The sequence below is a fragment of the Providencia sp. genome (assembly GCF_052096715.1).
Lineage (GTDB): Bacteria > Pseudomonadota > Gammaproteobacteria > Enterobacterales > Enterobacteriaceae > Providencia.
In genome coordinates, this window is sequence record NZ_JBQDNB010000003.1 from 179,488 (window position 1) to 198,835 (window position 19,348).

At 38.6% G+C, this 19,348-nt stretch carries 19 protein-coding genes; 16 read left to right on the forward strand and 3 right to left on the reverse strand.

What is annotated here, in order from left to right:
• The first annotated feature begins 5 nt into the window (after positions 1 to 5).
• The 16 genes from ACTH6U_RS03915 (at position 6) to ACTH6U_RS03990 (ending at position 14,628) form a co-directional block, all read left to right on the forward strand.
• Positions 6 to 623 carry a DMSO/selenate family reductase complex B subunit gene (locus ACTH6U_RS03915; RefSeq protein WP_294103978.1) on the forward strand — a complete coding sequence of 206 codons (618 nt, stop codon included), beginning with the start codon at positions 6 to 8 and terminating at the stop codon, positions 621 to 623.
• Between the two features lies 1 nt (position 624).
• Complete coding sequence (locus tag ACTH6U_RS03920; protein ID WP_441831621.1) at positions 625 to 1,401, forward strand: dimethyl sulfoxide reductase anchor subunit family protein; 777 nt, start codon at positions 625 to 627, stop codon at positions 1,399 to 1,401.
• 1,336 nt (positions 1,402 to 2,737) lie between these two features.
• Positions 2,738 to 3,259, forward strand: a complete 522-nt coding sequence (locus ACTH6U_RS03925) for a fimbrial protein (protein ID WP_294103974.1) — start codon at positions 2,738 to 2,740, stop codon at positions 3,257 to 3,259.
• A gap of 79 nt (positions 3,260 to 3,338) precedes the next feature.
• Positions 3,339 to 3,887 (forward strand): fimbrial protein, encoded by a 549-nt coding sequence (locus tag ACTH6U_RS03930; RefSeq protein WP_336429231.1) that lies wholly within the window; start codon positions 3,339 to 3,341, stop codon positions 3,885 to 3,887.
• Positions 3,888 to 3,907: 20 nt separating this feature from the next.
• Positions 3,908 to 6,577 carry an outer membrane usher protein gene (locus ACTH6U_RS03935; RefSeq protein ID WP_441831622.1) on the forward strand — a complete coding sequence of 890 codons (2,670 nt, stop codon included), beginning with the start codon at positions 3,908 to 3,910 and terminating at the stop codon, positions 6,575 to 6,577.
• A gap of 13 nt (positions 6,578 to 6,590) precedes the next feature.
• Positions 6,591 to 7,343 (forward strand): fimbria/pilus periplasmic chaperone, encoded by a 753-nt coding sequence (locus ACTH6U_RS03940; RefSeq protein ID WP_294103967.1) that lies wholly within the window; start codon positions 6,591 to 6,593, stop codon positions 7,341 to 7,343.
• Between the two features lie 12 nt (positions 7,344 to 7,355).
• Positions 7,356 to 7,937 (forward strand): fimbrial protein, encoded by a 582-nt coding sequence (locus tag ACTH6U_RS03945; protein ID WP_441831623.1) that lies wholly within the window; start codon positions 7,356 to 7,358, stop codon positions 7,935 to 7,937.
• On the forward strand, positions 7,930 to 8,475 hold the full coding sequence (locus ACTH6U_RS03950; protein ID WP_434719778.1) for a fimbrial protein: 546 nt from the start codon (positions 7,930 to 7,932) through the stop codon (positions 8,473 to 8,475). Before ACTH6U_RS03945 ends, ACTH6U_RS03950 begins: the two co-directional genes overlap by 8 nt.
• An 11-nt stretch (positions 8,476 to 8,486) precedes the next feature.
• A complete protein-coding gene (locus ACTH6U_RS03955) occupies positions 8,487 to 8,975 on the forward strand; it encodes a fimbrial protein (RefSeq protein WP_434719779.1) in 489 nt (162 codons plus the stop codon).
• Complete coding sequence (locus ACTH6U_RS03960; RefSeq protein ID WP_441831624.1) at positions 8,975 to 9,505, forward strand: fimbrial protein; 531 nt, start codon at positions 8,975 to 8,977, stop codon at positions 9,503 to 9,505. The genes ACTH6U_RS03955 and ACTH6U_RS03960 overlap by 1 nt, the downstream gene beginning before the upstream one ends.
• Positions 9,506 to 9,524: 19 nt before the next feature.
• Positions 9,525 to 10,349, forward strand: a complete 825-nt coding sequence (locus tag ACTH6U_RS03965) for an MrpH family fimbial adhesin (RefSeq protein ID WP_294103957.1) — start codon at positions 9,525 to 9,527, stop codon at positions 10,347 to 10,349.
• A gap of 14 nt (positions 10,350 to 10,363) precedes the next feature.
• Positions 10,364 to 10,633 (forward strand): helix-turn-helix domain-containing protein, encoded by a 270-nt coding sequence (locus ACTH6U_RS03970; protein ID WP_336429222.1) that lies wholly within the window; start codon positions 10,364 to 10,366, stop codon positions 10,631 to 10,633.
• Positions 10,634 to 10,963: 330 nt separating this feature from the next.
• Positions 10,964 to 11,932 carry a siderophore ABC transporter substrate-binding protein gene (locus tag ACTH6U_RS03975; RefSeq protein ID WP_294103955.1) on the forward strand — a complete coding sequence of 323 codons (969 nt, stop codon included), beginning with the start codon at positions 10,964 to 10,966 and terminating at the stop codon, positions 11,930 to 11,932.
• Positions 11,933 to 11,935: 3 nt separating this feature from the next.
• On the forward strand, positions 11,936 to 12,898 hold the full coding sequence (locus tag ACTH6U_RS03980; protein WP_294103954.1) for an ABC transporter permease: 963 nt from the start codon (positions 11,936 to 11,938) through the stop codon (positions 12,896 to 12,898).
• The gene (locus ACTH6U_RS03985; protein ID WP_441831625.1) at positions 12,885 to 13,868 is read left to right on the forward strand and encodes an iron chelate uptake ABC transporter family permease subunit; all 984 of its coding nucleotides are present in this window, start codon (positions 12,885 to 12,887) and stop codon (positions 13,866 to 13,868) included. Before ACTH6U_RS03980 ends, ACTH6U_RS03985 begins: the two co-directional genes overlap by 14 nt.
• A 1-nt stretch (position 13,869) precedes the next feature.
• Positions 13,870 to 14,628 (forward strand): iron ABC transporter ATP-binding protein, encoded by a 759-nt coding sequence (locus ACTH6U_RS03990; protein ID WP_294103952.1) that lies wholly within the window; start codon positions 13,870 to 13,872, stop codon positions 14,626 to 14,628.
• Between the two features lie 127 nt (positions 14,629 to 14,755).
• Here the strand turns inward: ACTH6U_RS03990 and ACTH6U_RS03995 are convergent, their stop codons facing one another.
• The 3 genes from ACTH6U_RS03995 to ACTH6U_RS04005 form a co-directional block, all read right to left on the reverse strand.
• Positions 14,756 to 16,222: a hypothetical protein gene (locus ACTH6U_RS03995; RefSeq protein WP_336429215.1), complete on the reverse strand. Its 1,467-nt coding sequence runs from the start codon at positions 16,220 to 16,222 to the stop codon at positions 14,756 to 14,758.
• A 368-nt stretch (positions 16,223 to 16,590) separates the two neighbouring features.
• Positions 16,591 to 17,091 (reverse strand): RidA family protein, encoded by a 501-nt coding sequence (locus ACTH6U_RS04000; RefSeq protein WP_294103950.1) that lies wholly within the window; start codon positions 17,089 to 17,091, stop codon positions 16,591 to 16,593.
• 163 nt (positions 17,092 to 17,254) lie between these two features.
• On the reverse strand, positions 17,255 to 18,673 hold the full coding sequence (locus ACTH6U_RS04005) for an NAD(P)/FAD-dependent oxidoreductase (protein ID WP_441831626.1): 1,419 nt from the start codon (positions 18,671 to 18,673) through the stop codon (positions 17,255 to 17,257).
• Positions 18,674 to 19,348: the final 675 nt, after the last annotated feature.

Genomic DNA, 19,348 nt, shown 5'->3' on the forward strand with positions numbered 1-19,348 from the left:
GACTCATGAAACAATATGGTTTTTATTTCGACTCAACTAAATGCACGGGTTGTAAAACATGTCAGGTGAGTTGTAAGGACGAAAAAGATCTTGAATTAGGTCCGAAATTTCGGCGTGTTTATGAATTTGGTGGTGGTAGTTGGCAGCAACAAGATGGAATTTGGCAGCAAAATATCTACAACTATTATCTTTCTATTTCATGTAATCATTGCTCTAGCCCAACCTGTGTTGAAGGTTGCCCAACCGGCGCGATGCATAAGCGTGAAGAAGATGGGCTGGTTGTCGTCGATCAATCTATCTGCGTAGGTTGTCGCTATTGTGAATTACGCTGTCCATATGGGGCGCCTCAGTATGATGAAAAGAAAAAACTGATGAGCAAATGCGATGGTTGCTATGAGCGAGTGGCAAAGGGAATGAAGCCTGTTTGTGTTGAGTCTTGTCCACAACGTGCCTTAGATTTCGATGATATTACCGTACTACGTGAGCGCCATGGCAATATTAGTAGTGTTGCACCGATGCCAGACTCAAGTTTGACACAGCCTAATATTGTGATTAAACCACATAAAGATGCCAAACCTTATGGCGATAAGAGTGGCAAATTACAAAACCCTGCGGAGGTATAAGATGCACGAGCTCCCTCTTGTTTTTTTTACGGTATTAGGTCAGTCCGCAGCGGGTTTGTACTTACTATCTTATCTAAGTAAAAAAATGGGTAACATCGATGATAAGCAATTATGTAATGCTAATATTTTAGCATTTATCGTGGTGATTATTGGTTTAGTGATTGGTGGATTGCATGTAGGGCAATCTTTGCGATTCTTTAACATGCTATTGGGTGTTGGCCGTTCACCAATGAGTAATGAAGCCTTCTTAAGTGGTGTATTTGTTGCTTTTGGGGTCGCCACATTGCTGTTTACGCTCTTAGTTAAAAATAAGTTGTTACGTGAGCTTAGTAATCTCGGTGCGGTTATTTTTGGTCTGGCATTCACTTGGTCGATTCCTCAAGTGTATAACATACCCACAGTTGCAAATTGGTTCACAAGCTTTACAACGTTGCAAATGTGGATGACTTTTCTTGTTGGTGGTGGTGCGTTAGCTGTATTCATTGGGGCTCGCCAATTAGGGACTCTTGCGTTTACCGTTGGAGCGCTAGCGATATTCGTGAGTCGAGCAGGTTATCAAGCCTTCTTAGGCGAGACAGGGCCATTGTTGAGTGCTGAACAATCCAGTTTTTGGGGATTTCAGCTTGTGGTTCTAGCACTCGCTTTGTTTGCTTTTGCGGCGATGGTATTCAAAGAAAGAGCACCAAAAGCGACTTTGGCAACCTGTGCCGGCGCTGTGTTATTGGCGGAATTAGCTGGTCGTGTTGCTTTTTATAATTTATGGCAAATCACGATGTAATTTTTTAGTTTGTATTGATAAGTGCCCCATAATTATATTGATTATGGGGCATTTTTTATTCGTGAGGTGATAAAGTATTTGATCATCGATATCATGATTAAAATCTATATGTTTTGTATATCCTGATGTTAATGTTATTTGATGTAAATTAAACGTTCATACTGGAAAGATATTTTGCTTGACTTAAGTCAATAAAATTAAATGGTACTATATAAATATTTAATCTCATTAAACTATTAGCAGTGGTTTGATTTTTTTAATGTTAGAGCAATTTAAAGGTTAAGGTGATTGCATTTATGTTGGAGTCGTTTATCTATTAATCTAATTGAGTTTCAATACACTTATGGTAATGGGATTGGAAAATCCTTTTACTTTAATTATCTAGTTAAGAATATTCTTGATAATTTTATAGTTGATGTTTTTTTTAAATATTTTATTTTCTATTTATTTAAAATGCTGAACAGATAATTACGATTTTTTACATTTTGATACAAGGTGAAATGACATTTAAAATAGTTAATCATTATTTTTAATTTTTTTAAAACCACTAAAAATTTTTATAGTTACTTTTTTTTTATTGATTTATTTGTGTTAATTTTTGTTTAAATTAATTTTATTAAATTTTAGCTTATGTTTTATTTCAAATAAAATCACCTTCAATTCTTCTTATCTTATTGAATAACCTTGTAAATTTTATTTTAAAGCATAATGATTTCTGTGGTTAATTATCATTTGAAATTTAATTTTAAATACATACAAATTATACGTGTAACAGTTTATTAATGGTGAAATATCGTGAAATGATTTATTTTATTTTTTAAGATATATCCCATTAATATTGTTTTAGAATTAAATTTCATATAGATAATTATACTTACCTTTCATTTTAATATTCATAAAGTGCATTTTTTTCACTAAAACAAACGCGTTTTATGAGTATAAAAAACTTTATTAATAATTATTTTGTATATTTTATTTTCTTTTGCTAATTATTTATCATTTTATATTGCACTAATCTTTAAATTATCCCAACACGGAGTAAATATTATTGAGTAATAATTGGTTAGTTTATAAATATCACTAACTTACAATTTTAAAGTTGTGGAATTTGCATAATTTGACATAAACATACTGAAATATAATAATGGCAACGCATTGAAGGAGTATTTAATTTATCGACTTATAGATGGATTCTAATAATTCGATTAATTATTTTCTTCAATTCTAATGAGTCAATTAACCAATTTATATTTTAAGAAGAAATTAAAATAATCAAATTAATAATAACTTGTTATTTTAATTTGTGTCGTCTTTTTATTTAATGGAAATGTATAAAATGAAACTGAATAAACTCGCTTTAGTATTAGGTTTTGGTCTGGCTGTTGCTGCAGGATCTGCTGCTGCAAACCAAGGTGGCGGTGTAGTAACTTTTAACGGTTCAATCATCGATGCGCCATGTTCTATTCCACCAACATCTGAGAAACAAACTGTTGAAATTGGTGCAATCGCTACTGCGGAACTTAATGGTGGTGGTCGCAGTACTCCTCGTAACTTCAATATCGAACTGGAAGGCTGTGATATTTCTACGCTGAAAACAGTTCAAGCAACCTTTACAGGTGCTCCAAGCTCATTTTCTACTGGTGCACTAGCAATCAATGGTACTGCGAAAAACGCAGCTATCGTTATTACTGATGCTGGTGGTACGCAAATCAAACTTGGTGATAAATCTGCTGAGCAAACATTAACAGCTGGTGGCAACCTGTTACGTTTCTCAGCTTACCTGCAAGGTGACGCGGCAAATGCAGCAGTCCCTGGTAAATTTGAAGCTATCGCAACATTTGCTTTGAACTACCAATAGTTGGTATGGCCCGTACAAGGATGTATGGGCTTAAACCTCAATGAGTATCAATCAGTCATTATGTTGAAACGGAGTAGCTATGAATCACTTTGGCAGGATTGTCATTGTGCTTTCAGGAATGATGTTTGCCTCAGTTGTTTGTGCACAAGGTCAAATGTCTCGAGCACAGCAGCCGCAAGGGTATGTCACTTTAGGTGGCTCTATCATTGAAACACCTTGTGCGATTGATGCAGGTAGCCGTGACCAATCAGTTAGCCTAACAACAGTACCTGTTAGTCAGATAATACATGATAGGGAAAGCCCTGAAAGTCACTTTTCTATACGCCTAATAAACTGTGTTCTAACGCCAGTAACGCCTGGAAAACCCAATTGGCAAGCCTTTAGTATTACGTTTGATGGCCCTGCTGATAGAGAGCAATTCAATGTATTCGGACATGCTAATGGGTTAGCAATGAAAATCACTGACTCTGATGGAAATGCAGCAATACCGGGACAGCCTATGGCATCTAGGCCAATAACGACTGGCGATATGATCTTAAATTATGGTGTTCGCGTAGTTTCAAACAGAAAACATTTAAAGCCAGGTAATTATCAAGCCACTGTTCGCTTTAAATTGGATTACTACTGAGTTAACACTAAGGGATTATTATGGCTCTGTTATCTAAAAGTAAAAATAAAGTATCTCCTAACTCAGTAAATAAATTTTTAACGCCTGTTGCAATGATGGTTTTATTTGCAATTTCTCACGTTAATTTGGCTATTGCGAATCAAGGTGTTGAGTTTAATACCGATATTTTGGATCTTCAAGATCGTCAAAATATATCTTTAAGTGAATTCTCGCGTGCGGGTTATATCATGCCGCGCACTTATCCATTCTATATCAGCTTAAATGGTAACGTGCTTTCGACTATTTATGATATCGAATATATGGCTGTTAATGGTGATGACACCGTTACTGTACCTTGCTTGACTCCAGAGCTTATTGAACATATTGCACTACGTAGTGAATGGCAAAGAAAGGTCAATTACACCAATGATGGCCAATGTTTAAACGTTGAATCGATCCCTGGTATGACGGTGAGTGGTTCACTTGCAAAAGAAACAATTGCAATTACGGTACCACAAGCTTATTTAGAATATACCGCGGCGAACTGGGATCCCCCATCACGTTGGGAAGATGGCGTTGCAGGATTATTCTTTGACTATAACGTTAATGCTAACGTATTTAACCCAACAGAGGCGCCAAATTCGCAACAAGTATCAGGTAACGGCGTCACCGGTTTCAACTTAGGTGCATGGCGTGCCCGTGCAAATTGGCAATCAAACTATAGTCATACTAATGGCAAATCGACCCAACGTAATTGGGATTGGAGCCAATATTACGCCTATCGTGCAATTAAATCGCTGAATGCCCAGCTCACCATGGGTGAACAATATTTGCGTTCAGGTATTTTTGATTCATTTCGTTATTTAGGGGCGAGTTTAGTCTCTGATGACCGCATGCTTCCTCCAAATCTTCGTGGCTATGCGCCTGAAGTTACGGGTGTTGCGAAAACAAATGCGAAGGTCACAATTACTCAACAAGGCCGAGTACTCTATGAGACTCAAGTTGCGCCGGGACCTTTTCGTATTCAAGATTTAAGTGATGCAGTGAATGGTAAGCTCGATGTCAGAGTCGAAGAGCAAGATGGTTCTGTACAAGAATTTCAAATGAATACCGCATCAATTCCTTATTTAACTCGTCCTGGAAGTTTGCTGTTTAAATTTGCAGGCGGTCGCCCAAGTAACATGGATCATAAAACTGAGGGACAAGGATTCGGACTTGGTGAATTCTCTTGGGGGATATCTAACGGTTGGTCACTCTTTGGTGGTCTGCTAGGTGCGGGTGATTATAACGCAGTATCAATGGGTATTGGACGAGATCTTCTCGCATTTGGTGCGATTTCCTTTGATGTCACAGAATCTCGGGCCAAATTACGTGTCGATGACAAAATTTATACAGGCGGTTCATACCGTTTAAGTTATTCCAAACGTTTTGAAGATTATGACAGCCAAATAACCTTCGCAGGTTACCGATTCTCTGAGCGTAACTATATGACAATGAGTCAATATCTTGACCGTCGTTTTAGAGCAACTGCGCTAGAAAATAGTAAAGAGCTGTATACCATCACATTTAATAAATATTTCTCTGAAATCGATTTAACAACCTATTTGAATTATAGCCACGAAACTTATTGGAGTCGGCCAAATACCAAACGTTATAACGTCTCTATTGCGAGATATTTTGATATTGGTCGCTTCAAAAACATCAGCTTAAGTCTAACCGCGTTTCGAAATAAATTTGAAGATAGTCGAAATGACGATGGCGTATATATGAATATTTCGATGCCATGGGCTGATATGGCGACAGTTAGCTATAACAATATGGTGACGAGAGATGGTAACTCGCATTCAGTTAACTATTACGACCGTATTGATGATCGAAGCAATTATCGGGTGGGTACAGGACTGAGTTCTCGAGGGAAAGGGACGGTCGATGGTTATTACACTCATTATGCTGATGCTGCAACGGTAACAGCAAGCACTAGTTATATAAATGGTGAAACCACCTCTGCTGCATTATCACTGCAAGGTGGTATGACAGCGACAGGTTATGGTGCTGCATTGCATAGAATTAACACCCCGGGCGCTAGTCGGATCATGGTTGATACTGACGGTGTAAGAGGTGTGCCGATTAAAGGCTTTGGTGCAAATACTAATACCAACATCTTTGGTAAAGCTGTCGTTGCTGATGTGAATGATTACTACCGTACAAGTGCTGCAATAGATATCAATCAGCTCCCTGACAATGTTGAAACCGTGCGTTCAATTCATCAAGTGACACTGACTGAAGGTGCAATTGCCTATCGTGAATTTGATGTTTTAGCTGGACTAAAAACTATGGTGAGACTCGCGCTTGTTGATGGCAGCCATCCTCCATTTGGTGCAACGGTTAGGAATAAAAAAGATAGAGAACTCGGGATCGTTAATGATAACGGCTCAGTGTACTTATCTGGAATTCAGCCAAATGAAATATTAGATGTTCATTGGGATGGTATTTCGCAGTGCCAAATACAAGTGCCTGAAAATATTGAAAATGTTGAATTCAATTCATTGTTATTGCCATGTTCAGGAAATCCAAGTGTGACAAATACCTCTGTGAGTCAGCCGGTTCCTATCAAGCAAGGGGTATCTCCTAAACAGCGCTGGTTATTGAAACCGCCAGATATTAATCACAGCACAGATAATGCTGAGTTATCCGAATTATTAGATTTTTAACGAGTTGGTATCTATGAATATTAAAAAAATTGCGTTTTTTACGACAACAATCGCGTTATCAACCGTGTTATGCGGTCAAGCCATTGCGGCAATTGCTCTTGATAGAACTCGCGTCATCTTTAATGGCGCAGAAAAAACGATCAGTTTGAACATTAAGAATGAGAACCAAGAATTACCTTATCTGGCTCAAGGTTGGCTTGAGGATATTAATGGCGAAAAAATTGAGAGTCCTCTCACTGTTTTACCTCCCGTTCAACGTGTTGAAGCGGGTGAAAAAAGCCAAGTAAAAATCCAATCACTACCTGATGTGAGTAAATTACCACAGGATAGAGAAAGCGTTTTTTTCTTTAACCTACGGGAAATTCCACCGCGCAGTACTGAGCCGAATGTTCTTCAAATTGCGTTACAGACACGAATTAAATTGTTTTATCGTCCAAAAGCGCTGTATGCGACTCGAACAGAGCTTACAAATCCATGGCAGGAAAAAGTGACGTTAACTCGTAAAAGTGATGCTTATGAAATCAATAACCCAACGGGCTATTACATCACTATTGTTGATGCAAGTTCCAAAGTTGGTGGTAATACCGTGGGGCAATTTGAACCGCTCATGATAGCACCGAAAAGTAGCAGTACCCTTAAAGGAAGTGCAAGTGCTTTAGGCTCAGCGCCTGTTCTGACTTATATCAATGATTACGGTGGAAGGCCTAAGTTGACGTTTAGCTGCAATGGTTCCAACTGTACTGTTGCATCAGCGACAGATAACTAACGGAGAAAAAGCATGAAAAGGACTCTCCTGTTCAGCGCCATTATATTCAGTCTCGCCCCAGTGTTGGCATCTGGTATCAGTAGCTGGGAGGTCGATGCCTTACATGGACAATTAACGGTTTACGGTGAAATGACGGAAGCACCTTGCGGTCTGAATGTAGCCACTTCAGCGCGTCAGGTTGTTTCGTTAGGCGAAATACCGTCATATTTATTACGTAAACCGGGTGATAGAGCGAAATCTATCCCCTTTAGATTGGAATTTTTGAACTGTATTAGAACGCAAAGTAAGGTGACTGATTTTAGAACTGATTCGCCTACTTGGGATGCGATGCAACCGATAGTGACAGTCTCTTTTGTTGCGGTTGGTGATAAGCATTTTCCTGAAATGCTGACTGTTAACGGTGTATCAGGAGTGGCTTTAGAAATCACGGATGAACAAAGAGAAGATATTCGACTAGGAAGCCGAGGTCGCCCTCAGTTACTTGATTCGCCAAATGGATCACTGACTTATTTTGTGACGCCTGTTCGAACCCCCGAAAAACTGACAGAAGGAAGTTTCAGCGCAGTAATGGACTTTAAGGTGGACTATGACTGATTTAAATAAGCGACGACATTTATTAGCCTCATGCCTTGCTGGAATTTTATTCACGTCAGCATCTTATGCAGGATTACCGGAGTCTCGTATTTTGCCGCAATCGGGGACACGTGCAACGCCGGGGATTGTCTATGTTGAAATTAAAGGGGTTGTTCTTGCACCACCACCTTGCAAGGTGAATAACGACAATCTAATTGTGGTTAATTTTGGCGAAGTGATGAGTACCCGTATTGACGGCTCAGCTTATGAGCAAAAAGTTAATTATGGAATTTCTTGTGAAAAAATGCCGACACAAGCCATGACTATGTCAGTGCAGGGGAATGGGGCGTTATTTGATACTAAATCTTTAGAGACCAATATCGAAGGATTAGGAATTGCACTTCGATATAATAATCAAAAACTTAATCTCAATGAGAAAGTTAAATTTACGTATCCAAATGCCCCTCAATTTTATGTTGTGCCTGTGAGAGATTTGACGAAAACCCTACAGGGCGGTCCTTTTGAAGCCGTCGCAACCATTATGCTCGATTATCAGTAAGGAGAATAAAAATGAATAAAATAATTAAAAGATTCCCACTGTTAATTGGCTTAGTACTGATACCAATCAGTATGTCATTGGCAAACAACTTAAAGTTACAAGGGACGTTATTGGTTCCACCGCCTTGCACAATTGAAAATGATAACGTTATTGATATTTCTTTTGGTAATAACGTTGGATTGCATAAAGTTGACGGTATCAATTATACCCAAGAAATTGGCTATGACTTACATTGCGAGCCTAATAATAAGGGATGGGAGCTAATGCTTTCGTTACGAGGCCCCAAAAGTACATATGATGACGCTACATTGCAAACCAATATCACGAATTTGGGTATCCGAATTACTCAAAATGGCCAAGCGTTTGATATTGATAAGCCAATTAAAATCACTTACGCCAATCCCCCTGTATTGAAAGCAGTACCAGTGAAAAAACCGGGTACAACGTTGCCAGAAGGGGCTTTTTCAGTGACGGCGACCTTGTTAGCGGAGTATCAGTAATGAATAGGCTTATAAAGTTAGCCATAGCGGCAATATTATTGCCCTATGGAAGCTGCGCGCTTGCGATCCCGAATAATTTATATTTACACGGAACCTTAGTTGAAGAGCCTTGCACGATTAAACCTGGCGATGAAAAAGTTTCGTTAACTTTCGGACCGACTCCAGATAAAAACCTGTATGCCTATGGTCGTACAGTCAGTCAAGATTTTGAAATTAAGCTTTCTGAGTGTGATACCAGTATTGGTAAATCAGTAAAAGTGACGTTCTCGGGTACGCCAAATATGGCTTTACCCGGTTATTTAGCCATAGCGAATACCAGCACGGCTTCAGGTTTTGCTATTGGTATTGAATATGAGGATGGAACACATTTGCCGATTGAGCAGGAAGGCACAAAAATCGCATTACAAGACGGCTCCACCTTACTGAATTTTAAAGCGTTCATCAAAGGTGAACCTGATGCAATCAGTAATATGAATATTAAACGAGGCCCATTTAATGCCGTGGCTACGTTTAAATTAGATTACGAATAACCAAAAGGCTATAAATTATATGAAATGGTTTTTATATTTATTCGTCGGGGCAATGATGACATCGTTTGGTGCCTCTGCATCGATTTTCTCTTATATTACGGCTTCTGATGGGACTCCATCCAATGCGACATATTGGTTTACGATTGAGCGCTGGGATGATTATCCAGATGACGTATTAAATCAGTGCACCTATAACCCATGTTATGTCACGATAAATCATAAACATACTATAGCGGGCACGCCGGGCCAAGGGCTCAGTGGTGTCGGTGTCAATGTTACAGGACTCAAAACTATGAAAGAAGTTAGGGCCAAATTCTTAGCGAAGAATCCCCTACCTTTGAGTAAAACAACGATACACAATGGCGTGGCTTTGAATCAAAACCAAGAATGTGTAGGGTTATTTTTTCAACCAACAGATGGAAGTTCTTTCACTGAGGTAGGCAGAATGCTTCCCGGCTCATTGTGCGGAATAGCGCCACCACCGGTTGGTGCTTGCAAAATCGAAAATACGAGCCTTGTGATTGATTTTGGTCCAGTTGATGAGGCGAGTTTACCCAATGCAACGAAAGATGTGACGGTCAGTGTGACTTGTAATTTAGCGATGGATGTATTGCTGATTGCTTCTGGTATGAATAACGGTCGAGTTAAATTACGTAGTGATGATAGTTTGAACGCAAGGTTGTTGTTAGGAAGTAGCGATATTCCGGGCGAAAGCGGAATAAAGTTATCAATCCCCAAAAATGGAACGAATTCTGTTCAGCTTAAAGCAAGATTAGATGTTAATGGTCGAGTTGCTCCTGGTCCGTTTAGTGGATCTGCTTCTTTAATTTTAACGATGCCTTAATCAATGGTGAAGACATGTACTCAGAAAACGGCAGTGAAAAAATCCATTATATGGTAGGTCAAAGGATCTTAGAGAAGAGGCGTGAGCTGGGTTATACCGGCTTTCAATTAGCGCAATTGCTCGGTGTAAGCCAACAGCAAATATCGCGTTATGAGAGGGGAAAGATCAAAATTGATCTATTCCACTTATTTAAGCTCTCTTTTTTAATGAAGACGCCTATTGATTGGTTTCTAGAAGATATTAGTTCCCAAATATCCAATGATGGAAATTTAGGGAATATTTGATGATAAATAGGTTGAGATACAGCCATTTTTCTTACACAGTGACGAAAAATAATAAATAGTCCGGCATGGTAGAAAACTCAACCTATTTATTTTTATGGTAATCAAAGGCTTCGCTATACCCCCTTTCATTTGTTTTATATCGAATTAATCACACGAATAAAAAACGTTATTCCATGTTTTAATTGACCCATTCGTGGTTTCTTACATTTATTCATTAAATGCAAATGCAAACTAATATCATTTGTGCTTAATGACGTGTAAGATACGGCCATCTTCAAGTTACGAGTCTTTTTATTGTCAGTACTTTTAAATAAAGATGGAGGAAATTAGATGTTTGCAAAATCATTAGTTTCAGGAATAGCCTTATTATCGGTTTTAGTTTTAGCCGGTTGTGATAATTCAAAAGAAACAACAGAGACTTCCCAAGCTGCTGAGAAACAAGTTATCACTGTTGAGCACGCTCAAGGTAAAACAGAAATTCCTCGCCATCCTCAAAAAGTTATCGTCATGAATATGGAAACGCTGGATATCATGGATGCACTTGGTGCCCCAGTTGCCGGTGTTCCTCAAACTAACGTTCGTTTTCCTGAGTTTTTAGCGAAATATAATAGTGCCGACTATATTAACGGCGGCACACTTTTTGAACCCGCTTATGAAACGCTGAGCAATGCAAAACCGGATTTAATTTTAGGTGGAAGCCGTGCTCGTGATTCATATGATAAACTTAGTGGTGTTGCACCAACTATTTCGATGGATATTGATAATAAACGTTTTATTGATAGCCTAACGGAACGCACAACTGAACTTGGTCTGATTTTCGGTAAAGAAAAAGAAGCCGATAAATTGATCACAGACTTCAAAGGCAAAATTGCAGATATCAAAACTAAAGCCCCAACTCAAGGCAAAGCCATGGTGATTTTGATCAGTGGCGGCAAAATCTCGGCTTATGGTCCAGGTTCACGTTTTGGCTTTATTTTTGATGAGCTTGGTTTCGAGCCAGCCTATGTTTTTGAAGAAGATACCGGTAGACACGGTAACATCGTGAATGCAGAGCTTTTGGTTAAATTAAACCCTGATTGGTTGTTTGTTATTGACCGTGACAGTGCAATTGCGCGTTCTGATGCACAGCCTGCGGCTGAAGTTCTTGATAATGCATTAGTGAGAAAAACAGCAGCATGGAATAAAGGTCAAATAGCTTACCTTGATTCATCTGCGGTTTATATTGCTGGTGGTATCCAAACTTATTCCAAATTAATGGATGATGTGAATAACGCATTAGAGAAGAACAAGTCAAATTAACCCATGAAATCGCTTTATTTTTTATGTGGAATTATCGCGTTATTAGTATTGGCGGTATTAAGCTTATTTATTGGGGCGGGTGATGTATCACCCGTTTCGCTTTTCACCGATCCTGAGATGCAAGACATCTTTTTTATTAGCCGAATTCCTAGAACTGTATCCTTGATTTTAGCTGGCAGCGCTATGAGTGTTGCTGGACTTATCATGCAACTTCTCACCCAAAATCGCTTTGTTGAACCTTCTCTTGCCGGTACCACTCAATCAGCTAGTTTAGGTTTGCTGGTGGTGATGGTGTTATTTCCAGCCGCAGGGATCATGACTAAAATGGTTGTTGCCAGTGGATTTGCTCTACTTGGTACGATGCTGTTTATGATTCTATTGCGTCGCGTTATTTTAAAATCCGCTTTAATTGTGCCTCTTGTCGGGATCATGTTAGGTGCGGTGATTAGCGCATTAACCATATTTACGGCTTACTATTTTGATTTATTACAGTCTTTAGGTGCTTGGATGAGCGGTGATTTTTCCAGCATTCTACAGGGGAGATATGAATTATTATGGTTAGTTGGCATCTTGACCTTAGTAGCATGTTGGATTGCCGATAGCTTTACGGTTGCAGGTATGGGACGTGAATTTTCGATTAATGTTGGGCTAAATTATCGCAAAGTTATGACAATCGGCTTATCTATCATTGCGCTAATTAGTGGTGTGGTGGTGGTTGTCGTTGGGGCTTTACCTTTCCTTGGGTTAATCATACCCAACCTCGTTAGTCTTATCATGGGTGATAATATTCGCAAAACTATCCCATGGATTTGTCTGGCTGGAGGCGGGTTAGTCTTGCTCTGCGATATCATTGGACGCTTGATCCGTTACCCATTTGAAATTCCTGCCAGTGTGATTTTAGGTGCTGTAGGCGCCGTTATTTTCTTATATTTACTGTTGAAGCAGCAACGTTATGCAAAAAGTTAATTCATCAATAGCGTTAGTTAAAAAAGGCGTGACTCCGTTACAGCGAATATGGATTTTGTTGGCACTATCAATAGTTGTCATCATATTTTATATGACGATCAATCTTGGTAATAACTTAGCTTATATCCTACCGCATCGCGGTTATATTGTGCTGACGATGATTGTGGTCGCTTTTGCTTCTGGCGTGTCCACTGTCCTTTTTCAAACGATTGCGAATAATAAGATACTCACCCCGTCAATTATGGGGCTCGAGGCATTATTTATCTTATTGCAGACCATTTTTATTTTTTATACCGATAGCTTTCCAGCGTCATGGATGTTGAATATCGGTAAGTTCCTACTGGAATCGACATTACTGGTTTTGTTCTCTGTATTACTCTACCGCTGGTTATTTGTTTCGGTAAAAATGAACATCAACCTAGTGCTAATGGTTGGTATCATTTTGGGTACCTTATTTCGCAGTGTTGCCACACTTTTACAGCGCTTAATGGACCCAAATGAGTTCTCCATTTTACAAGGCCGTATGTTTGCCACCTTTACCAAAGGCACTCCTGAGCTAATTTTGTTTACACTGCTAATCACCGTCGTGGTGGGGCTTTTATTATGGCGGATGCGCTATTGCTTTGATGTTATTGGTCTTGGGCAGGCAAATGCCGTTAATTTAGGGATTAATTACCGACAACAAGTTACGGTAATTTTATTATTGATCTCTATTTTAGTGGCGATTTCCACAGCCTTAGTTGGGCCATTGACATTTTTAGGCTTGATGGTGGCGAATCTTGCATACTTTATCAGTGGTAGCAGCCAACACCGTTACTTGCTGCCAGTTTCTTTCCTATTAGGCATTATTGCACTAGTCGGTGGGCAATTGGTGCTTGAATACGGACTTAATATGGCAGGAACCTTATCTGTTGTCATTGAGTTTGTTGGTGGAATATTCTTTATTTATATGGTGTTAAGAAGGTTTTAGTATGATTGAAATTAGTCAGATATCGAAAAGTTATCAGGATACTAAAGTCTTAGATAACGTCACAACAACAATTAAAAATAGCGGTATTACCTCGATCATCGGACCTAATGGCGCAGGTAAATCGACATTATTGTCTATTATTGGCCGCTTATTAACAGCTGATGAAGGGGGCTATGTCAAAGTCAACGACTTAGATGTCTCAACGACACCAAGTGATAAACTCGCAACTTGTTTATCTGTTTTGCGTCAAGAGAATCAATTCGCGAGTCGATTAACTGTTGAAGAACTTGTTGGTTTTGGGCGTTACCCTTACACCAAAGGTCGTTTAAATCTTGAAGATAAACAAAAAATTGATGAGTCACTCTCTTTTTTGAATTTATCTGATTTGCGTTACCGCTATTTAGATGAATTATCCGGTGGGCAGCGTCAACGTGCTTATGTGGCAATGGTACTTTGCCAAGATACTGAGTATGTATTACTTGATGAACCTCTGAATAATCTTGATATGAAGCATGCGGTTATTATGATGAAGTTATTACGTCGTGCTGCTGATGAACTCGGAAAAACCATTATATTGGTGATCCACGATATCAATTTTGCCTCGGTTTATTCAGATTATATTGTCGCATTGAGCGCCGGAAAACTGTCATATCACGGCTCTCCGGCAGAGATAATGAAATCAGAAATTATTGAAGATATATTTGATACGCCAGTTGATATTAAAGAGATTGATGGTCAACATATTGCTCTTTATTATTAATATTCTTATCATACTTCGTGCTACTTACGCCGTGTTGAAGACAGCTCTGCTATAGCACGAAGTGTTGAGATAATAATGACGTTGAAACTCAAAGAGTTTAAATTCAATGAAATGCTAATCTAATTTATCACTGAGGTGGAATCTCAATATTTTCACTGGTATTGAGCACCTGTAAAGGTTGTAGTACTTCTAATCGTTTAACACCATCTGCATTGACGACCAGTCTGGCTAACTCGTTGTAAGTCTTTTTATTCATCGTAACGCGTCGACAAATATAAATATGGTAAACTTTCTCACCTATGATGGCGGGTTCATCATCGTTCACGGTTAATTCTTCATAACTAATGTCGATATATTTCAAAAAATCAGAAATATTAAAGCGAGTGATATCGACAATTGATGATTGTGTTTGCTCAAATACAGTGGGGCGATTGTGTAAAAGTACATCTTTTCGGTAATACAAAATATCTTCTACTCGTTGAACATTAACGAGATTTACCCAATGCGATTTTTGGCGCATTTCCCGAATATCAGGAGAAAGTGTATTTTCATTAAGAAAGCGAAATGACTCTTTACAGACACCGACCGGCGCTTTGACACCTTCGCGATAAATACGCAGTTGACGATCTGGTATCCATCTTTGAAATAAACGGTAAAGTTGCTCTCTTCCTATCTCTTTCAGACGATCTTTAAAGATATAACCAACCACCATAGCAAGAAACAGGTTTGCACTTAGCGCACCATATTTTCCTTGCCAGAGAAAGGCAATAAGGGTGGCAAATATCATCGAAATAGCTGCTGCAATACCATATATAGAATGCAGTAATAATGGTACACCACGTTTATGTCGAATCTCTAAATAAAGATAACGGTTAATGTATTTCTTTAATAAACTCCGGCGGTAGGTAACCAATTCCGCATCAGTTTCATCATGAGGAAAACTGTCAGGATACTGTTTCTGTAAGTAACGTAGCTCTTGATACCAAAAGTGTCGAATTTCTTCTCGTAGAGGAATGTGTTTATCACTTAATAAAGTATGTAGATAATTCATGGTGTAATAGGACATGAATTCATCACAATAAGAAAATGCATTAGAGTGAATAAGTTCTTCGATATGTTTGGCTTGAGCCGTAAGTGCGCGATAGTGATTGAGGCAGTTTTCAATATCAGTTAATAAACCCGTAATATATTCGGGAGATTGACGTTGTTGATTTTGATTTACCATTTTGATATTCAGACGAATGGTTCTTTTATAGGTCAATGCATAGCGTTTTAAGCGATTTTCATATTCGTCTAATGATGGTGGTGTCAGGGGATCTAGGTTATCCATCCATTTCTTTAATTCATCTAATAGCCCATTTTCTGCGGATAAAGAGGATATTTTAACGATTGGAGGGCGTAGCCGGATATAGTTTTTTAGACTGCGTTGAAAGCTCGATGCCGTATACAGGTCAGGATTAATTTGCAAAGAAGAGGGCAGAAAGAAAAAGGTTTCAACCTGATAGCGGATCTCTTTAGATTTGCGTGGAAACAAGACCTTTTGTTTAATTTCAAACTGTCTTTTGCCGTGGACCCTGAGAGACTCTTTAATCATACCGTTCCTTTTATTCTCTTCTTATTGTTAACTTAGTTTTTATTAAGCGCATTCTATCAAACATAATGATTTGACTGATGAACTTTTATCAGTATACCGAGTAAGCGCAAGGCTATCAGTTTCGAATGAAATACTTGTGCAGTAAAGTTAATTAATTTTGAGTATGTTAACGATAAGCGGGAGAGCTGGAAGCCTTCATTGAGGCTTTAAATGCAGGATGCGAAAAGCATAAAGAATAAACGTAGATTGAAAAAAAACGGCACCTTTATTCTTGAATATAAAAAATCCTATCAATAATTAATAAAGCGAACCGTTTTGAGTTGTACAGCTAAAATGGAGGCTCAACAAGTTGGGCCCCCATTAAAAACTTATTTTTTAGGTGTGCGTACAGCAGTGACTTCAATCTCTACACGCCAAGCTGGATTCGCCAGTTTAGCGACTTGGAAAGTAGAGCGAGCCGGTAGGTTAGTGACTTTTTCAGCTTCATAGAACTTGTTGTAACCTGCCATAAAGCCAGCAAAGTCCATTGCGCCTTTAGTTTCGTCGCCACCGACTAAGAAAACTTGCATTTTAACAACGTCATTCATCGTCAAGCCCATATCTGCTAGGGTTGCTTGAATTTGTTTCAATACGTTGATTGTTTGTGCTTCGGTATTACCGTAAGACGCTAAAACGCCTTCAGGTGCATCTTTAGTGATTTTTGAAGGCACTTTTCCACTTAGGAAAATGATGTTGCTGTTAGCGCTGATTTCTACTGATTCAGAGATAGGAAATCCTTTTACAGGTACGCGTTTAACATCTTCTGCTGCATTCGCACTTGCTACACCTAAGATCAAAGGCAGAGAAAGTAATAAAGTTTTATAGCGCATATATATGTAGCTCCTTAACATTATCAAAGTGTTACTCTTCATATTTCAAGCTGCCGCATTGCTGATTTTATTTACCAACTAGCGACAACTTGAATTATTTTGAGTAGCCGTATGGTTTACTTGTAAAATTTAACAGAAACCCAGTAAAAACCGCGTCATTTTATTAATTAAAACGAGAAAGCTTGTATGGCGTAGGGTCGATAAACGGTTTTTCACCCATAAGCAATTCCGCTGTTAATCGACCTGCTGCTGGGCTTTCTGTCATGCCCCAACCTGTTGCGGTATTGATAACGAGGCCTGGGTATTGCTCGATTGTTGAAATAATTGGAATTTCATCATCAGTCGGTGCAACTGTACCACCCCAACGTTCAACAACTTTAGACTCTTTAAAGACAGGGAATTCATTTCTCAATCTTTCAAGAACCGCATCAAGATGTTCATTGTTTGGTGTGTTTGTTGCTGTACGGAATTCTTCGAATGGTGTTTTTTCGTCTAAATTCCATGAAGTTGCCATCATAAAGGAATTAAATAGATCTTTACCGATAGAGAATTCTAATGGCAGCTCACCACCTTGTAACAGGTGCATGAATCTAGGGCCTAATAAGAAACTATCTTTCACGACTGAGCTAGTGAATATACGTGGTGCAACCGCATAAGTCCCATCTGCTTGTTCACGGAAGTGAATTCCGTTTGGCAGATGTACGTTGCCTTTTGGTGCGCCTGCAACGCCACTAATACGTTGCTGTGACAGGTACACATTCAGTGTCGGTACATCGACACCTAAATTACCCATAAACAGGCGAGACCAGATACCACCTGCTAGCACCACGTTTGACGTTTTGATTGAACCTTTTTCAGTCACAATATCAGAGATTTTTCCGCCCGCAGTTTCGATGCCTCTAACGGCACAATTGGTGTAGATCTTAATACCAATTGATTTTGCATAGTTAGCCATCGCAGGTGTCACAGTTTCAGGGTCAAGACTACCTGAATCCTCTTCAAAACCACCTATTTTCCACGGCGTTTGCGCGTTCACTAGGCGTTTAGCTAGCTCTTCGCCTTCAATCATTCGGGTACGTAATGGTGTATCGAAACCTGGATTTTCCGCAGCGTTTTTGATCCACGCTTTAGAGATTTCAAGGTCTTCTTCGCTAGAAGGGACTTCTACTCGACCTTGAGTACGGTAGCTTGTATCAGCACCGATTTTTTCATTCATTCCTGTCCATTGAATTTTTCCATAGTGGTGTAATGGAAAAATAGCTGGAGCTGTTTTGTAACTAATTATTTGGCTATATGCACGACCTGATTGCTCACCGCCGACAACGCCTTTTTCACAGATAACAACGCTCATTCCTCTTTCGGTAAGATTAATGGCAGTCATTATCCCTTGGAGGCCCGCACCAATAACAACTGCATCAGCTGTTTTTGGTAATGCACCTTCTGTTCCTGCTACCGCTGGTAAGCGAGATGGGGTCGATTCAAAGCGACCTTCTCTGCGTACCATTGGAATAACTGTAGCGCCCCCTGCTAATACGCCAGCAGCACCAACCCCTAATAATAGTTTTCTTCTCGAGATTTTCATCTATAACCTCAATAATAATCTTAGTTTTTATATAGTAAATAATTTCAAAATGCGATTATTATATTATCATATATTTAGCAATTGTTAAGTGAGGTTAGCATTTGTTAATAAAAGTGAGTCAAATGAATGTCTGAGTAAATTGATTTGGTCAGTGCTGTAAAGGGTTTGCAGGCAATTAAGAAATTTCATTCATTAAGTAAATATATTTTTTAAATTGCGACTGTAATTAAATGTGTACAGTTATTTGTGTTATTTTTGACAAAGTATCAGCTGATATTTCATTAAGTTTATTAGGATGGCTAATATTTGTCCTCAGAAGAATATGCTAAATTTAAATTAAGTCACTTAGGAAGGAACAGTTAATTAAATTTGTTATTTTAGAAATGATTAAGCTATTTATTGAAAATTGATGAGTAAGTAGTCATTTAATTTAAATTATACTTCAGCTGTAAAAATACTGTTTAAAATACGAGCATTTATCTGTTTTAATTTAAGGTAAATAAATAACATATTGATTTTATTTGATTAAAATAATAAACCTCATTTATTTTGTTACTATATTAGTTCACTGTTCTTACCATTATTCTATTTGTTTATTTTTCTATTTAGTGCTGATTAGTGAAAAAATTAAATAGTGGTCAAAAATGGCACAAAAAGGTGAATTGTAGTAGTTAA

Excerpts from the sequence above, each read along its gene's own strand:
- ACTH6U_RS03915 (WP_294103978.1), top strand. The coding sequence starts at position 6 with ATGAAACAATATGGTTTTTATTTCGACTCAACTAAATGCACGGGTTGT.
- ACTH6U_RS03920 (WP_441831621.1), top strand. The coding sequence starts at position 625 with ATGCACGAGCTCCCTCTTGTTTTTTTTACGGTATTAGGTCAGTCCGCA.
- ACTH6U_RS03925 (WP_294103974.1), top strand. The coding sequence starts at position 2,738 with ATGAAACTGAATAAACTCGCTTTAGTATTAGGTTTTGGTCTGGCTGTT.
- ACTH6U_RS03930 (WP_336429231.1), top strand. The coding sequence starts at position 3,339 with ATGAATCACTTTGGCAGGATTGTCATTGTGCTTTCAGGAATGATGTTT.
- ACTH6U_RS03935 (WP_441831622.1), top strand. The coding sequence starts at position 3,908 with ATGGCTCTGTTATCTAAAAGTAAAAATAAAGTATCTCCTAACTCAGTA.
- ACTH6U_RS03940 (WP_294103967.1), top strand. The coding sequence starts at position 6,591 with ATGAATATTAAAAAAATTGCGTTTTTTACGACAACAATCGCGTTATCA.
- ACTH6U_RS03945 (WP_441831623.1), top strand. The coding sequence starts at position 7,356 with ATGAAAAGGACTCTCCTGTTCAGCGCCATTATATTCAGTCTCGCCCCA.
- ACTH6U_RS03950 (WP_434719778.1), top strand. The coding sequence starts at position 7,930 with ATGACTGATTTAAATAAGCGACGACATTTATTAGCCTCATGCCTTGCT.
- ACTH6U_RS03955 (WP_434719779.1), top strand. The coding sequence starts at position 8,487 with ATGAATAAAATAATTAAAAGATTCCCACTGTTAATTGGCTTAGTACTG.
- ACTH6U_RS03960 (WP_441831624.1), top strand. The coding sequence starts at position 8,975 with ATGAATAGGCTTATAAAGTTAGCCATAGCGGCAATATTATTGCCCTAT.
- ACTH6U_RS03965 (WP_294103957.1), top strand. The coding sequence starts at position 9,525 with ATGAAATGGTTTTTATATTTATTCGTCGGGGCAATGATGACATCGTTT.
- ACTH6U_RS03970 (WP_336429222.1), top strand. The coding sequence starts at position 10,364 with ATGTACTCAGAAAACGGCAGTGAAAAAATCCATTATATGGTAGGTCAA.
- ACTH6U_RS03975 (WP_294103955.1), top strand. The coding sequence starts at position 10,964 with ATGTTTGCAAAATCATTAGTTTCAGGAATAGCCTTATTATCGGTTTTA.
- ACTH6U_RS03980 (WP_294103954.1), top strand. The coding sequence starts at position 11,936 with ATGAAATCGCTTTATTTTTTATGTGGAATTATCGCGTTATTAGTATTG.
- ACTH6U_RS03985 (WP_441831625.1), top strand. The coding sequence starts at position 12,885 with ATGCAAAAAGTTAATTCATCAATAGCGTTAGTTAAAAAAGGCGTGACT.
- ACTH6U_RS03990 (WP_294103952.1), top strand. The coding sequence starts at position 13,870 with ATGATTGAAATTAGTCAGATATCGAAAAGTTATCAGGATACTAAAGTC.
- ACTH6U_RS03995 (WP_336429215.1), bottom strand. The coding sequence starts at position 16,222 with ATGATTAAAGAGTCTCTCAGGGTCCACGGCAAAAGACAGTTTGAAATT.
- ACTH6U_RS04000 (WP_294103950.1), bottom strand. The coding sequence starts at position 17,091 with ATGCGCTATAAAACTTTATTACTTTCTCTGCCTTTGATCTTAGGTGTA.
- ACTH6U_RS04005 (WP_441831626.1), bottom strand. The coding sequence starts at position 18,673 with ATGAAAATCTCGAGAAGAAAACTATTATTAGGGGTTGGTGCTGCTGGC.